The sequence below is a fragment of the Comamonas jiangduensis genome, from assembly GCF_030162955.1.
GTDB lineage: Bacteria > Pseudomonadota > Gammaproteobacteria > Burkholderiales > Burkholderiaceae_C > Comamonas > Comamonas jiangduensis.
In genome coordinates this window covers 42,749-57,775 of the sequence record NZ_JARXOV010000004.1, presented here as the reverse complement: position 1 = coordinate 57,775, position 15,027 = coordinate 42,749, and the positions used below count along the sequence as shown (strand labels likewise).

Below are 15,027 nucleotides of genomic sequence, written 5' to 3'. Positions count from 1 at the left end.
CACTTAGCGCAGCCGCACCCGCGCCGCCAGCGCCACCAGCAGCAGCACCGGCACGCCCAAACAGGCCGTGCCCACAAAAAAAGTTTCGTAGCCATAGGCATCCACAAACTGGCCAGAAAAGCCTGCCAGCCACTTGGGGGCCAGCAGCATCATGGAGCTGAACAGCGCGTACTGCGTGGCCGAGTACTGGACATTCGTCAGGCTGGAGAGGTAGGCAATAAAGGCCGCCGAGGCAATGCCACCAGCCAAATTGTCGGCACTGACCACCAGCGTCAGCCCGGTCAGGTCATGGCCGCGCGTGGACAGCCAGGCAAACAGCAAATTGCTGGCGGCCGACAACACGGCGCCCAGCATCAGCACCCGCATCACACCCCAGCGCATGGACATCACGCCCCCAATAAAGGCACCCAGCAGCGTCATGACCACACCAAACACCTTGGTGACGGCGGCCACCTCATCTTTGCTAAAGCCCATGTCCACATAAAACGGGTTGGCCATGATGCCCATCACCACATCGCTGATGCGGTAGACCGCAATCAGTGCCAGCACCAGGGCCGCTTGCCAGCGGTAGCGCTGGATAAAGTCGGCAAACGGTGCCACCAGCGCGCCCTGCAGCCATTGCGCGATATTTTTGGACGCTGGCAGCGGCTGGGGGTTGGGCTCTTGCGAGCACAGCACCGTCACCACCCCCACCAGCATGCTGGCGGCCATGACCAGATACGCCACCTGCCAGGCGCCGTGCACATAGCCCGTCACATCGCCCTGCGCACGCGCCGCCAGCCACAGGGCGCCCGCGCCCGCCCAGATCATGGCCAGCCGATAGCCCGTCTGGTAAGTGGCGGCCAGGGCGGCCTGGTGGTCGGTGTCGGCCGACTCAATGCGGAAGGCATCCAGCGCAATGTCTTGCGTGGCCGAGCCGAAGGCCACCGCCAGCGCGCACCAGACAATCGGGTCCAGGGCCTGGATCGGATCGCTGAACGCCATGCCCACCAAGCCCGCCACAATCATCGCCTGCGACAGCAGCAGCCAGCTGCGCCGCCGCCCCAGTGCCCGCGTGAGCCACGGGATCGGCATGCGGTCGACCAACGGCGACCACACCCATTTGAAGGCATAGGCCAGCGCCACCCAGCTCAGATAGCCAATCGTGGTGCGGTTGATGCCCGCTTCGCGCAACCAAAATGAGAGCGTCCCCAGCACCAGCAGCAAGGGCAGACCGGCAGAAAAGCCCAGCGCCAGCATGCGCAGGCTGGCTGGCTCTGCGTACACCTTCAACGTGGCACGCCAAGAGCGGCGCAACGGGCTGGCGGTAGCGGGGGTAGGTGGGGAAGCGTCGGACATGGTGCGGTGCAAAAAGCGTTGCTCCATTATCACTAGGGTCTGGGACGGAGGAGACGGAAATCGCGATCCTGTATCTACCGCCCCAGACCCTCTACCGCTACCATGACAGCCCACATGACCTGCGCCACACCCCCTGTTACCGTTGATTGCAGCATTCGCCATTACTGCGGCGAGCATGCGGCGCATGTGCACGACGGTCACGCCCAGCTGCTGTATGCGCTGGCGGGGCGCATGGAGCTGGAAGTCGATGGCCGCAGCAGCTTTGTCGACACCGCCTGCGGGCTGCTGATACCCGCAGGCAGCCGCCACGGCTATCTGGCCCCGCCGGGCGCGCAAATGCTGGTGCTGGATGTGGCGGGCATCGCCCACGCCGCGCTGGACAAGGTACGCCGGTTTCAAGTGCCCGCCGCTGCACGCTGCACACCGCAGCTCATGCCCGCAGCGCAGCGCTTGCAACTGCTGCTGCAATCCCCGGTGCTGCTGCCACGACGTGCGGTGGATGTGGCGGCCATCGAAGCACAGGTGCGCGCCCGCTTGCACAGCGACTGGCCCACGGCCCGTCTGGCGGCCTTGGCCCATCTCAGCCCCCAGCGCTTTCATGCACGCTGGCAGGAGCTGACGGGGCAGACCCCGCAGCAATGGCTGCGCCAGATACGGCTGGATGAGGCCGAGCGCCTGCTGGCGCGTGGCCGCAGCCTAGAGGCCTGTGCCCGCAGCTGCGGCTATGCCACAGCCAGCGCTTTGGCCTATGCGCTGCGGCGCGACCGCCAGACCGGTGCGCGGCACGTGCGCAGCCAAGTGCCAGGCTGCACCCGCACGGCGGGCTGACAGCAGGCCGCGCACTATGCGCGTTGCTCGACATTCGCGGCGGCCTTTGGTGACAGCATCGCTGCATGCCGCAATTTTCTTCCTCCCTGCACGGTGTCGTGCTTGTACTTCTGGCTGCTGTACTGTGGGGCACCACGGGCACTGCCAACAGTTTTGCCCCCGAGGGCATGCCGCCGTTCTGGGTGGGCGCGCTGCGGCTGGTCATGGCTGGTGCATTCTTTGTGCTGCTGGGCAGTGTGCTCAAGGGCAGCGCCACCACCCGCCAAGCGCCGCTGCACTGGGGGCGCATGCTGCTGTGTGCGCTGTGCATGGTCACCTACAACCTGGCCTTTTTTGCGGGCCTGCAATCCACCGGTATTGGCCTGGGCACCGCGGTGGCGATTGGCTCCAGCCCCGTGTGGGCCGGCCTGCTGCAAGCGCTCATGCTGCGCCGCTGGCCCGGCGGGCTGTGGTGGCTGGGCACCACGGTGGGCGTGATCGGCGGCTTTGTGATGACCCAAGGCAAAGGGGGCGACATGGGCGCTTCAGCCACCGGCTTGCTGCTGTGCCTGCTGGCGGGCTTGGCCTATGGCGCCTATGCCGTCATCAGCCAGCCGCTGATCGTGCAGTCGGGCGTGACCCGCGTGAATGCCTGGGTATTTTTCAGCGCCGCGCTGATTGCGGTGTCCATCGCTGCGCTGCTGGGCGGCATGCCCCACACCAACGCACAGGGCTGGGCCGTGGTGGTGTATCTGGGGGTGGTGGCCACAGGGGTGGCGTATTTGCTGTTTTCCATCGGCCTGCGCAGCATTTCTGCGGCCACCAGCGTGGCCTTGAGCAAGTTCGAGCCCATCACCGCCTTTGTGTTGGCGATGGTGGTGGTGGGCGAGCGCCCCGGCTGGCTGGCCTGGTGTGGCTTGGCACTGGTGTTGCTGGGCTTGTGGCTGGTGGTGCACAGCGAAATGCGACAAAACCGACAGACCTAGCCGCGCCCCCGCTTTTACACTGGAGGCGTTTGAAGATGGAGCCACGCATGTCCCCTGTTGAATCCCTGCCCCTACCTATGTCCGACTCTTGCGCCACCACCTGCTGGTGCGGCAGCGCGCATGCGGGTGCAAGGCACAGCCTGTGGCAGGCACGGCGCGCTTTTTTGCAACTGGGGGGCAGCGCCATGGCTGCGGCAGCCGTGCCCGCTTGGGCCCAGGTGCAAGTGGGCGAAGCCTCGCGCCTGCGCCATCTGGTGCCCGCCGAAGAGTTGGAACAAGCCGCCAGCCAGCAATATGCGCAGCTGATTCAGCAAGCCCAGTCCAAAGGCGCCCTGGTGGCGCCCAACGACCCGCAAACCCAGCGCCTGCACCGGATTGCCAAGGCCTTGATTCCCCACACCTATGCGTGGAACGAGCGGGCCCGCAACTGGCAGTGGGCCGTGGCCTTGATTCGCAGCGACGATGTGAATGCGTTTTGCATGCCCGGGGGCAAGATTGCGTTTTTCACCGGCATCATCCAAAAGCTGCAGCTCACGGACGATGAGATCGCCATGGTCATGGGCCACGAAATGGCCCACGCCCTGCGCGAGCATTCGCGCGAGCAGCTGGCCAAAAACTCGGCCACCAGCCTCGGCATCTCGCTGGGCGCCCAGTTGCTGGGCCTGGGCGATGTGGGCAACTACGCCGCACGGCTGGGCGGCCAGCTGCTGAGCCTGCGCTTTAGCCGCAACGACGAAAGCGATGCCGATCTGGTGGGGCTGGAGATTGCCGCACGCGCAGGCTACAACCCACAGGCTGCTGTGGCGCTGTGGGAGAAAATGGGCAACGCCACCGGCAACAATGCCAATGGTCTGTCTTTCCTCTCCACACACCCCAGCGGGCCCGAGCGCATTCGTGAACTGCAGCGCAACGTGCCCAGCGTGCAGGGCCTGTACCAAGCGGCGCGCCGTTCGCGCTAGACCATGCGGGCGAGCGCGCAGTACACCGGTCTTAGCCCAGCGCTTTCAATCCATCATCAATAGCGGCTGCAAGCGTTGCAGCACTTGCGCGAAGCGCTACCGTTTCAGCAGCATCCAGCTGCGGCATCAACGGCGCAGAAGCCCCGCGGCTGCTGATCACATGCGGCAGCGACACGCAGGTGTTGGTCACCCCCAGCAGATGGGGCATGAAGGTGGAGACCGGGTGGATGCTGCTTTCATCTTCGACCATCGCCTTGACCAGGCGCGCAATGCAGCCACCAATCCCGAAGTTCGACACCCCCTTGCCCGCCTTGATGCGGTAAGCCGCCGTGCGCACATCGTGCTCCATCTGCTGCTGCAAGGCGGCATCAATGGGGCGGCCCCGCTGCACGGCAAACTCCAGCACCGGCATGCCGGCGATCAGGGCGTTGGACCAATGCACCACGGACGAGTCGCCGTGCTCACCCAGCACATAGGCGTGGATGGAAGCGGGCGCCACATCCAGGTGCTGCGCCAGACGATCACGGAAACGGATGGAGTCAAGCGTGCAGCCCGTACCAATCGCACGGCCCGGCGCCACGCCAAAGCGCTGCACCGCTATGGCGGGCATGACATCCACCGGGTTGGTGGCAAACAGCAACACGGTGTCGGGTGCGGCCTTGAGCACCTGGGCCAAGATGCCATCCATGATGTGCAGATTCTGGTGCAGCAGCTGCAGCCGGGTTTGGCCAGGCTGCAGGCTGGCCCCCGCCGTAATCACCACCACGGCCGCGCCCGCCAAATCGGCATAGCTGCCTTCCACCACACGCGCGGAGGTGCCAAATGCGGCGGCATGGGCAATGTCTGCGGCCTCGCCCGCAGCGCGTGCGGGGTTGGTGTCCACCAGCACGATGTCGCTGATGCCCGGCATGGCCGAGAGCAAATACCCCGCTGCAGCGCCCACCTGACCGGCCCCAATAATTCCAATTCGCGCACCCATCTCTGTCCTTTGTTTGCTGGCAATGCCCGCATGCTAGGAGATCAAGGGTTTACCCGAGAGATTTAGCGCCCGATTGATTGACGCGCATCAATATTGCAAAGGGCTTTGCGCTTTTTTGTGCCGCAGCGGCCGGGCACTGCAGTACCGCCCACTCGCGGCTGGGCAGGTGAAAAGTGCTTTTCAGTTGCTGCATGCAGCTTCAGGTATTGCCCACATAGGGATTCGTCTTGCGCTCGCGACCAAAGCTGCTCTCTGGCCCGTGGCCGGGAATAAACACCGTCTGATCGCCCATGGGCCACAGGCGCTGCACGATGGAATCAATCAGCTGCTGGTGGTTACCCTGGGGAAAATCGGTGCGGCCAATGCTGCCGGCAAACAGCACATCGCCCACAAAGCAGCGGTCAATTTGCGGTGCATGAAACACCACATGCCCCGGCGTGTGGCCGGGCGTGTGGCGCACGTTCAGCGTCTCGAACCCGATGCGCACGGTATCGCCATCTTGCAGCCAGCGTGTGGGCTCAAACGGCTCTGCCGGGGGAAAGCCAAACATCGCCCCTTGCTGCGGCAGCCCGGCAATCCAGAAACGGTCGCCCTCATGCGGCCCCACGATGTCCAGCTTGAACTTGTCGGCCAGCTCGGCCACACCGCCTGCGTGGTCGATGTGGGCGTGCGTCAGCCAAATGGCTTTGGGCTGCAGCCCCAGGCGCTCCAGCTCCCATTCAATCGTCTCTAGATCCCCTCCGGGGTCCACCACGGCCGCCTCTTTGGTCTGGTCGCACCACACCAAAGAGCAGTTTTGTTGAAAGGCGGTGACGGGGATGGTGTGGTAGTGCAGCATGGGCGATGGTGAAAGCAAAGGGGTGGGGGAATGCGCGCATTGTGGCCGAAGGCATGCACAAGAAAAAAGCCTTGTGGGCCCACGGCGCACAAGGCTTTGCAGCAGTGCCGCCGGCGAACTTAGCTGCCCAGCTTGAGCACTCCGCGCATGATGAAGGAGTGCCCAGGGAAGGAGCACAGGTAGGTGTACTCGGTGCCGGGCTTAAGCTTGGCCACCTCAAAGTCAAAGGTGGTGGTTTCACCGCCGCCAATCATCTTGGAGTAGCCAATCACGCGGCTATCGCCGGGCTTGACGTAGTCCGCCGCCATGCCGGCTTTCATGCCATCGGCCGCGGCCGCGTTGGCGTCTGCCGTGGTGGTCAGCACGATGTTGTGGCCCATCGACGACTTGGGCATCTTGCCGGTGTGCTTCAAGGTCATGGTGTATGTGGTGCAAGACTTGGGCACTTCGACCTGCTTGATGTTGAACTGCATCTGGTCATTGCCTTCAATGGTGATGGCGCAATCTGCAGCCATCGCGGGGGCAGCCATTCCACCTGCAGCCATCACGGCCAGCATTATCCAGGTCTTCTTCACGGTCAACATCCTTTGCAAGGGTTAAAAGAGCAAGCTGCAGCGCCAACACACTGCAATCCGCAGACATTCTGAAACAAATCTCTACAAAAGGTCGGCTTTTCACTGCTACGTGGTACAGAAGTTTTTATTTCGCTATGATTTTTTTGACTCGCATCAAACGCCGTAGAGCACGAATGCGACAACCGCTTCGCTTTAAATAGCTGCTTGCGCTTGATTTCATTGAATTTCCAATAGTTTTTTATCTGAAAGCTAAGAAAAACCAGCGCTAAGCGCTCTTAAAAAAACTTCCTGCCCCTACCGCTGTGCCTCCGGCGACGATCACAACCGATGACACACGCAGCGGCAGGCCCGCCGCCCTCCCCTTGATCGCGCATCGCATGCGTGCCGGTATTAGCCCCATCCACACATGGCCCGACGGCGCTTTGCATAATCTGCGATCTACTTTGACTTGCGCTGTTGTGAATACTTCTGCTGTTGCTGCACCTGTGTGCCAAGCTTCTTTCTCTGAACGCGACTTCCGCAATGCGCTGGGGCAATTCGCCACCGGTGTGACGGTAGTCACCACGGCCGATGCGCAAGGCAATCCCGTGGGCATGACGGTGAGCTCGTTCAACTCCGTCTCGCTCGATCCTGCACTGGTGCTGTGGAGCATTGCGCGCAGCTCGGGCAGCTTTGCGGCTTTTGCCCAAAGCAGCCACTACGCCATCCATGTGCTGGCCAGCCACCACAAGGCACTGGCCTTCCAGTTCGCGCAGCGCGGTATTGACCGCTTTGCCGGCGTGGAGTGGTCGGCCAACGCGCAAGGCGTGCCGCTGCTGGCCGATGCGCTGGCCACCTTTGAGTGCCGCGCACGCAGCCAGTACCCGGAAGGCGACCACCTGATCATGGTGGGCGAAGTGCTGGCCTGCCACCATAGCGCCAACGCGGCCCCTTTGCTCTACCACGCAGGCCAGATGCGCTAGAGCGGCGTGCCGTAGCGCACGGCACCCATAAAAAAAACCGCAGCACCCTATCGGGCCTGCGGTTTTTTTGCGTCTGACTCCAGGCTTAGCGCGAAGACTCTGGCAGCTCGATCTTCACTTCCAGCACTTCCAGGTTGTCTTGGCGCTCCAGCTGCACCTTGATGTCTTCGGGGTTGATCGACACGTACTTGGAGATCACCGCCATCAGCTCGCGCTGCAGCGCGGGCAGGTAGTCGGGCTGGCCCGAAGCGCCCCCCACGCGTTCACGCGCAAGGATGATTTGCAACCGCTCTTTGGCCACCGAAGCCGATTTTTTCTTCTCACCCAACAGCATAGAAATAATGGACATGGCTGCTTACCTCCCGCCAAACATGCGCTTGAAGAAACCGGGCTTGCTTGCCTCGGTAAAACGCATCGGCTTTTCTTCGCCCAGAAAACGGGCAATCACGTCCTTGTAAGCCTCGGAAACGTCCGAGCCTTCCATGTGCACCGCGGGCACGCCCTGGTTCGAGGCTTGCAGCACGGTCTCCGACTCGGGGATCACGCCAATCAGGGGAATGCGCAGAATGTCTTCAATGTCCTGAATGGACAGCATCTGGCCGTCTTCCACGCGGTTGGGGTTGTAGCGTGTGATCAGCAAGTGCTCTTTCACGCTCTGGCCCTTGGCCGCCTTGTCGGTCTTGGAGCCCAGCATGCCCAAGATGCGGTCCGAGTCGCGCACCGAAGAGACTTCGGGGTTGGTGGTCACCAGCGCCTCATCGGCGAAGTGCATGGCCATCAGCGCGCCGCTTTCAATGCCCGCAGGGGAGTCGCAGATGATGAAATCAAACCCCATCGCAGACAGGTCGTCCAGCACCTTTTTGACGCCTTCTTGCGTCAAGGCTTCCTTGTCGCGGGTTTGCGAGGCGGCCAGCACAAACAGGTTGTCGCACTGCTTGTCTTTGATCAGCGCCTGATTGAGGTTGGCTTCACCTTGGATCACATTGATCAGGTCATACACCACGCGGCGCTCGCAGCCCATGATCAGATCCAGATTGCGCAGGCCGACGTCAAAGTCGATCACCGCGGTTTTGTGGCCGCGCAGGGCCAAGCCAGATGCAAAACTTGCGCTGGTGGTGGTCTTACCCACGCCACCTTTACCAGAGGTCACTACGACAATTTTGGCCATGTTTGCTGGGTTCCTTAGCGAAGAATCTTGTAGAAAATGGGTGTGTGGAGAGTGCGGTTGCAGGTGCTCATGCTAAACGCATGGGCTCAATCACCAGTTTTTCACCCTCTAGACGGGCTTGGGCAGGCTTGCCTGCGATGTCTTGGGGCAGGTCCGCTTCCAGCGCCCGGTAGTTGCCCGCAATCGACAGCAGCTGCGGCTCCATGCAGGTGCTGAAAATGCGCGCTTCGGTATTGCCGCGCGCCCCGGCCACGGCACGACCCCGCAAGGGTGCGTAGACATGGACGTTGCCATCGGCGATCACTTCCGCACCATAGCTGACCACGGCCAGCACCACCAGATCACAGCCCTTGGCATAAACCTGCTGGCCGGAGCGCAAGGGCTTGTCAATGATCATGGCGTTGGCAGCAGGCGCAGGCACTTCGCGCACCACCTCCACGGGCACTTCACGGATGATTTCCACCTCGCGCACCACTTCTTTGGTGCGCACGGGGTGGGCATCCGGGGCGGGCATCAGCCCCGCGTCATGCGCTGCGGCCATCTGCTGCGCCGAGCCATTGCACACGGCCACCGGCAAGGTGCGGTGTTTTTTCAACAGCTTGATGAGCTTGGGAAAGTCAATCGCCTCGGTGCTGTCACGTACATGCTGCAAGTCCACCAGCACCGGGTCGTTATCAAAAAAATCGGGGTCGTCCGCCAGGCGCTGGGCCAAGTCTTTGGCCAGGACAGCGACCTGGGTGTCGCGCAATGCCACCGCCATCACCGGCAACTGGGCGCTTTTAAGGTCAAAGCTGGATCGGGCGGTGCCCTGCGAGTCAACGGCCATGGTGTGGAGTGCGAAAAAAGAAAGGGACGCGAACTCAAAACGCGCTAAGTGTACCCCGCAAGCCTGCGCCGCCCATGCAGCGCTGGGGGCTCGGCGCAACACCCTGTATACAGCGCAGGCATCCCAGCGTCTATGCAACCAGCGCTTGCTTGCGCTGCGCATAGCCTACAAACCAGTCCAGACTGGCGGGGTTGGCCATGGTGTCTGGGTTGACCACCTTCTGCAAAGGCTGGCCCAGCAACAGCTTTTTGATGGGCAGCTCCTGCTTTTTGCCCGTCAGGGTGCGGGGAATCTCTGCGACCTGCACGATTTCATCGGGCACAAAGCGCGGGGAAAGCGCCTGACGGATGGCCGCTGCCAGCTTGGCCTGCAGCGCAGCATCCAACTGCAGCCCATCGCGCAGCACCACAAACATGGGCATAAAGCTCTCGCGGCCCAGGTATTCCAAATCCACCACCATGCTGTCCAGCACCTCGGGCAACGCTTCCACGGCGCTGTAGATTTCGCTGGTGCCCATGCGCAGGCCATGGCGGTTGATAGTGGCGTCGCTGCGGCCATAGATGGTGCAGCCGCCATGCGGCGATACTTTGAGCCAGTCACCGTGGCGCCACACACCACCCATGGCGGCCGCCCCATCGCCGCCACCGGGCTGGCGCCCATGGCCGGCGGGGTACATGTCAAAGTAGCTGCCCAGATAGCGCTGGTTGCCCGCATCACCCCAGAAATACAGCGGCATGGACGGAATAGGCTGGGTGCACACCAACTCCCCTACGGCGTCGGTCACGGGTTCGCCCGCCTCGTTCCAGGCCTCCACGGCCGCGCCCAGCATGCGGCACTGCATTTCGCCCGGTTGCTGGGGCAGCTCGCGATTGCCGCCAATAAAGGCGCCACAAAAGTCTGTGCCGCCCGACAAATTGTTCCACCAGATATGGGGCGTGCCCATCTGCGCAAATTGCTGCGTGCCCCAGGCTTGCACATCGGGCGACAGGGGCGAGCCGGTGCTGCCCAGCGAAGTGATGCGCGACAAATCCCCGCATTGCGCCAAATCCAGGCCCGCCTTCATGCAGTTGGCATAAAACGCCGCACCCGCGCCAAAGCTGGAGACCTGGTGGCGTGCCGCAAAGCGCCACAGCACACCCCAGTCGGGCTGATCCTTGCTGCCACCGGGGCTGCCGTCGAAGATGACGCAGGTGGTGCCGCCCAGCAGGCCTGCAACCTGCGAGTTCCACATCACCCAGCCGGTGGAGCTGTACCAGTGAAAGCGCTCGCCCCAGCTCTCGGGGTCGTAGCTGCAGCCCACATCGTTGTGCAAAGCTTTCATGGCCAGCGCCACAATCACGATGCCGCCATGCCCGTGCACGATGGGCTTGGGCAAGCCCGTGGTGCCACTGGAATACACAATCCACAGCGGGTGGTCAAACGGCAGCCACTGCGGCGCAAACGCGGCCACCGCCGCATCGTCGCGCGCCACGGCATCGCTCCAGCTGGCGCTGTCCGGCACCTGCTGCGTGGCAAACGGGGTGTGCAGCACCAGCATGTGCTGCACGCTGGGCAGTTGCGCGCGCAGTTCGCTGGCGATCTGCCCCCGGTCCATGGCCTTGCCGGCGTAATACACGCCATCCACGGCAATCAATACTTTAGGTTCGATCTGCTTGAAGCGGTCCAGCACCGCTGCCGTTCCCATGTCGGGCGAGCACACACTCCACACACCGCCCACGCTGGCCACGGCCAGAAAAGCGACGATCGCCTGCGGAATGTTGGGCAGGTATGCCGCCACGCGGTCACCGGGCTGCACGCCATGCGCCTGCAAATGCAGGGCCAAGGAGGCAACTTGGCGGCGCAATTCGGGCCAGCTCAACTCGGTCACTTCACCGCGCTCGTTCTCTGCAATCACGGCAGGCATGCCCGCCGCGTGGGCGGCATCCACATGGCGCAGCACCTGCTGGGCGTAATTGACCTGTGCGCCCGGGAACCACTGGGCGCCCGGCATCACGTTGCGGCCCAGCGCTGCGCTGTGCGGTGTGGGGGACTGCATCTCAAAATAATCCCAGATGCTTTGCCAAAAGCCATCCAGATCAGTGACCGACCAGCGCCACAGTGCGTCGTAGCTCTCAAAATGCAGCCCTCGGGTTTGCGCCAGCCAGTTTTGGTAGCGGCGCATCAAAGGGGTACGGCGGGTGTGGGGCATGGTAGTTGCAGGCATGGGCACCACCCTAGCGCTGACCGGTGCCCGCCGCCATGCCAGCGTCCCGAATTGACAAGCCCCAAGTTTTCAACCGTTGGTCGGCGGCGATAGAAGGCGCACCCACACCGTGCCCTTGATACAGTGCAAGCCATCCAGCGCGCAAACCGACGCACAATGCGCCTTCAGCACTGACAAAGACCGCCTACAGACCGGGCCACAATAGGGGCCCACTTTCACAGTGATTGCACACATGTCCATGAACACCGATGTCCTTATCGTGGGCGCAGGTCCTGCCGGCCTGTCGCTCGCCATCTCTTTGGCCCACGCGGGCTTGCAAGCCACGGTGCTGGAGCTGCAGGACGAATCCCAACTGGCCAGCCCCGCGCCCGATGGCCGCGAGATTGCGCTGACCCACCCCAGCGTGCAGACCTTGCAGCGCCTGGGCACCTGGGCGCGCCTGCAGGATCACGAGATCGGCATGATTCGGGACGCCATCGTGCACGATGGCCCGGTGGGTGTGCGCTCCACGCTCGACATCGTCGCGGAGGGCAGCGGTGCAGACTATCTGGGCCGTATCGTGCCCAACTTTGCGCTGCGCCGCACCGCCTGGGAAGTGGCCAGCACCACCCAGGGCGTGCACATCATCACCGGCGCACGGGTGACGCAAGTCACCACCAGCGACAGCCACGCCGAAGTGCATTACACGCAGGACGACAACGGGGTGCGCGTGGATGCGGCCCCGCTCAAAGCCCCGCTGGTCGTGGCCGCAGACAGCCGTTTTTCTGCGGTGCGGCGCATGCTGGGCGTGGGCACGCAAATGACCGACTTTGGCCGCAGCGTGATCGTCTGCCGCATGCGCACCAGCATCTCGCACGAAGACAAGGCCCATGAGTGCTTTGGCTATGACCGCACCCTGGCTATCTTGCCCGTGCAGCCCGACCCGGACACCGGCGAGCTGCTGTGCTCGGCCGTGGTCACCACCGATTCGGCCGATGCGCAGCAACTGATGCAGCTGTCGCCCGAAGACTTTGCCGCCCATGTGCAAAACCACTTCCAAAGCCGTCTGGGCGATATGCAACTGGTGGGCGAGCGCCACATTTACCCCCTGGTGGCCACCTATGCCCACCGTTTCAGTGGTGAGCGTTTTGCCCTGCTGGGCGACGCCGCGGTCGGCATGCACCCGGTCACGGCCCATGGCTACAACCTGGGCCTGTCCGGCGTGGAACGCCTGACCGCCTGCATCGTCTCTGCCCGCGCTGCCGGTCAAGACTGGGGCAAGGCCGCCGTGCTGGCCCCCTACGCACAGGGCCACCACCGCCATGCCTGGCCCATCTTCCAGGGCACCAACACGGTGGTGAAGCTGTTTACCGATGCGCGCCCCGTGCCCCGCTTGGTGCGCACAGCCATCATTGAGGCCTCGCGCCGCATTCCGCCCCTCAAGGCCGCCATCGTGGCCCAGCTCACCGGTCGCAGCGCCTGGACGCTGATAGGCCGCCAATTGCCGCGCCCACCGTTTTTTCCGCGCAACAGCCGCTGACCCCAGCGCACGCAAAAACAGGAGTGCCTAGCGCTGGTGTTTGCTTGCTTTTGAAGCCTTAAGCGCCTCAATGCAAGCAAACACTTGCGCTACATGCTCCTAAAAACAAAGCCCAGCAAAAACCACGCTGGCACGCTCTCTGCTTCCTCTTATCTGACATGGCAGCACGTGTGCGCTGCCCGGCGGTGTCGCGTGCGCGCGAAAGCCTCTAACATCGCGCCAGCAATTTTTACGGAGCCATACAAATGGGAATGTTTTCCTGGACTGAAAAGTCCCCAGCCGTGCTGCAAGGCGGCGGCGTCATTGGGCCTGATGAGCGCCTGCCCTGGACACAAACCGGCCTGATGGGCATTCAGCACGTGATCGCCATGTTTGGCTCGACCGTGCTGGCTCCCATCCTCATGGGCTTTGACCCCAACGTGGCCGTGCTGATGAGCGGTATCGGCACCCTGATCTTCTTTCTCATCACCGGCGGCAAAGTGCCCAGTTACCTGGGCTCGTCGTTTGCCTTCATCGGCGTGGTGATTGCCGCCACCGGCTTTGCAGGCCAGGGCGCCAACGGCAACATTGGCGTGGCGCTGGGCGGCATCATCATGTGCGGCTTGGTCTACACCTTGATTGGTGTCGTGGTGCACCTGGTGGGTACGGGCTGGATCGAGCGCTTCATGCCCCCGGTTGTGACCGGTGCCGTGGTGGCGGTGATTGGCCTGAATCTGGCGGCCATTCCCGTCAAGAACATGGCGGCCAACAACTTTGAAGCCTGGATGCAGGCGGTGACCTTTGTGTCCGTGGCCCTGGTGGCCGTGTTCACCAAGGGCATGCTGCAGCGCCTGCTGATTTTGATTGGCCTGATTGTGGCCAGCATCATCTACGCCGTGCTGACCAACGGCATGGGCCTGGGCAAGCCGGTGGACCTGAGCGGCGTGGCGAATGCGGCATGGTTTGGCCTGCCCACCTTCCACTCGCCCGTGTTTGACGCCAACGCCATGCTGCTGATCGTGCCCGTGGTCATCATCTTGGTGGCCGAGAACCTGGGCCACATCAAGGCCGTGACCGCCATGACCGGCAAGAACCTGGACCAGTACATGGGCCGGGCCTTCATCGGTGACGGCGTGGCCACCATGGTCTCCGGCGCAGCCGGCGGCACGGGCGTGACCACCTACGCCGAAAACATCGGCGTCATGGCCGCTACCCGCATCTACTCGACCGCCGTGTTCATGGTGGCCGCCATCTTGGCGGTGCTCCTAGGCTTTAGCCCCAAGTTTGGCGCACTGATTCAGGCGATTCCGCTGCCCGTCATGGGTGGCGTGTCCATCGTGGTGTTCGGCCTGATCGCGATTGCGGGGGCCAAGATCTGGGTGGACAACAAGGTGGACTTCTCGGACACCAAGAACCTGATCGTGGCGGCCATCACCCTGATTTTGGGCACTGGCGAATTCACGCTGAAGTTTGGCGACTTCGCCCTGGGCGGCATTGGTTGCGCCACGTTTGGCGCCATCTTGCTGTACGCACTGCTGAGCCGCGCCAAGACGCACTAAGCACACTCGACGCACCGCATGCCGCGCTCTGCGGCGGATGCGCACCACCGACCTGCATGCAGGTCGGTTTTTTTCGCCCAATCATGCTGCACCGCAGCATTTCCAAGAGCAAGCCATTGCGCCATGAAGTAAGCGATCGCTGCCTGGTATCGCACGTAATAACAATAGGTTAGATACACACCAAGCCATACCCGCTATTCTGTGGCAGAGGGTTAACACTGATACCATCACCCCCGGAGATTGGAGCCTGTAGAACTGCAGCACGCAAGACCCTGCGCAGCGCACCGCGTGGTGCCTGCGCTGAAAAAAACCTTGCTACTGCAGTTGCA

General features: G+C 62.9%; 14 protein-coding genes. 6 read left to right on the top strand and 8 right to left on the bottom strand.

Annotated features, from left to right (window positions below; genetic code table 11):
* Nucleotides 1–3: 3 nt before the first annotated feature.
* Nucleotides 4–1,338 carry an AmpG family muropeptide MFS transporter gene (locus tag QEP12_RS04520; protein ID WP_246254263.1) on the bottom strand — a complete coding sequence of 445 codons (1,335 nt, stop codon included), beginning with the start codon at nt 1,336–1,338 and terminating at the stop codon, nt 4–6.
* Nucleotides 1,339–1,440: 102 nt separating this feature from the next.
* On the opposite strand from QEP12_RS04520, the gene QEP12_RS04515 reads away from it, so the two are divergent.
* The 3 genes from QEP12_RS04515 (at nt 1,441) to QEP12_RS04505 (ending at nt 4,090) form a co-directional block, all read left to right on the top strand.
* Entirely contained in the window at nt 1,441–2,166 is a 726-nt protein-coding gene (locus QEP12_RS04515; protein WP_284213493.1) for an AraC family transcriptional regulator, read from the top strand.
* Nucleotides 2,167–2,231: 65 nt separating this feature from the next.
* Nucleotides 2,232–3,131, top strand: coding sequence for a DMT family transporter (locus QEP12_RS04510; RefSeq protein WP_284213491.1), 900 nt, complete (start codon nt 2,232–2,234; stop codon nt 3,129–3,131).
* Between the two features lie 185 nt (nt 3,132–3,316).
* Entirely contained in the window at nt 3,317–4,090 is a 774-nt protein-coding gene (locus tag QEP12_RS04505; RefSeq protein ID WP_284213595.1) for a M48 family metallopeptidase, read from the top strand.
* A 31-nt stretch (nt 4,091–4,121) separates the two neighbouring features.
* On the opposite strand, the gene QEP12_RS04500 is transcribed toward QEP12_RS04505, so the two are convergent.
* The 3 genes from QEP12_RS04500 to azu all read right to left on the bottom strand — a co-directional run bounded on the left by QEP12_RS04500 (nt 4,122) and on the right by azu (nt 6,491).
* A complete protein-coding gene (locus QEP12_RS04500; RefSeq protein WP_284213490.1) occupies nt 4,122–5,069 on the bottom strand; it encodes a lactate/malate family dehydrogenase in 948 nt (315 codons plus the stop codon).
* A 199-nt stretch (nt 5,070–5,268) separates the two neighbouring features.
* The gene (locus QEP12_RS04495; protein ID WP_174863202.1) at nt 5,269–5,907 is read right to left on the bottom strand and encodes an MBL fold metallo-hydrolase; all 639 of its coding nucleotides are present in this window, start codon (nt 5,905–5,907) and stop codon (nt 5,269–5,271) included.
* Between the two features lie 119 nt (nt 5,908–6,026).
* Nucleotides 6,027–6,491, bottom strand: a complete 465-nt coding sequence (gene azu / locus QEP12_RS04490; protein ID WP_174863203.1) for an azurin — start codon at nt 6,489–6,491, stop codon at nt 6,027–6,029.
* A 449-nt stretch (nt 6,492–6,940) separates the two neighbouring features.
* Here azu and QEP12_RS04485 point away from each other — a divergent pair, with 449 nt between their 5' ends.
* The gene (locus QEP12_RS04485) at nt 6,941–7,444 is read left to right on the top strand and encodes a flavin reductase family protein (RefSeq protein WP_246254267.1); all 504 of its coding nucleotides are present in this window, start codon (nt 6,941–6,943) and stop codon (nt 7,442–7,444) included.
* 85 nt (nt 7,445–7,529) lie between these two features.
* Here QEP12_RS04485 and minE read toward each other — a convergent pair whose 3' ends face one another.
* From minE to QEP12_RS04465, 4 genes are all read right to left on the bottom strand, one after another.
* Complete coding sequence (gene minE / locus QEP12_RS04480; RefSeq protein ID WP_174863204.1) at nt 7,530–7,793, bottom strand: cell division topological specificity factor MinE; 264 nt, start codon at nt 7,791–7,793, stop codon at nt 7,530–7,532.
* Between the two features lie 6 nt (nt 7,794–7,799).
* Nucleotides 7,800–8,612 carry a septum site-determining protein MinD gene (minD, locus tag QEP12_RS04475; RefSeq protein ID WP_174863205.1) on the bottom strand — a complete coding sequence of 271 codons (813 nt, stop codon included), beginning with the start codon at nt 8,610–8,612 and terminating at the stop codon, nt 7,800–7,802.
* A 67-nt stretch (nt 8,613–8,679) separates the two neighbouring features.
* Nucleotides 8,680–9,438, bottom strand: a complete 759-nt coding sequence (minC, locus tag QEP12_RS04470; protein WP_284213489.1) for a septum site-determining protein MinC — start codon at nt 9,436–9,438, stop codon at nt 8,680–8,682.
* Nucleotides 9,439–9,568: 130 nt separating this feature from the next.
* Nucleotides 9,569–11,641 carry an acetoacetate--CoA ligase gene (locus QEP12_RS04465; protein ID WP_284213488.1) on the bottom strand — a complete coding sequence of 691 codons (2,073 nt, stop codon included), beginning with the start codon at nt 11,639–11,641 and terminating at the stop codon, nt 9,569–9,571.
* Between the two features lie 232 nt (nt 11,642–11,873).
* Here QEP12_RS04465 and ubiM point away from each other — a divergent pair, with 232 nt between their 5' ends.
* Nucleotides 11,874–13,160, top strand: a complete 1,287-nt coding sequence (gene ubiM, locus QEP12_RS04460; protein WP_431308061.1) for a 5-demethoxyubiquinol-8 5-hydroxylase UbiM — start codon at nt 11,874–11,876, stop codon at nt 13,158–13,160.
* A 245-nt stretch (nt 13,161–13,405) separates the two neighbouring features.
* Entirely contained in the window at nt 13,406–14,698 is a 1,293-nt protein-coding gene (locus QEP12_RS04455) for a solute carrier family 23 protein (RefSeq protein ID WP_284213487.1), read from the top strand.
* The last annotated feature ends 329 nt before the right edge of the window (nt 14,699–15,027 follow it).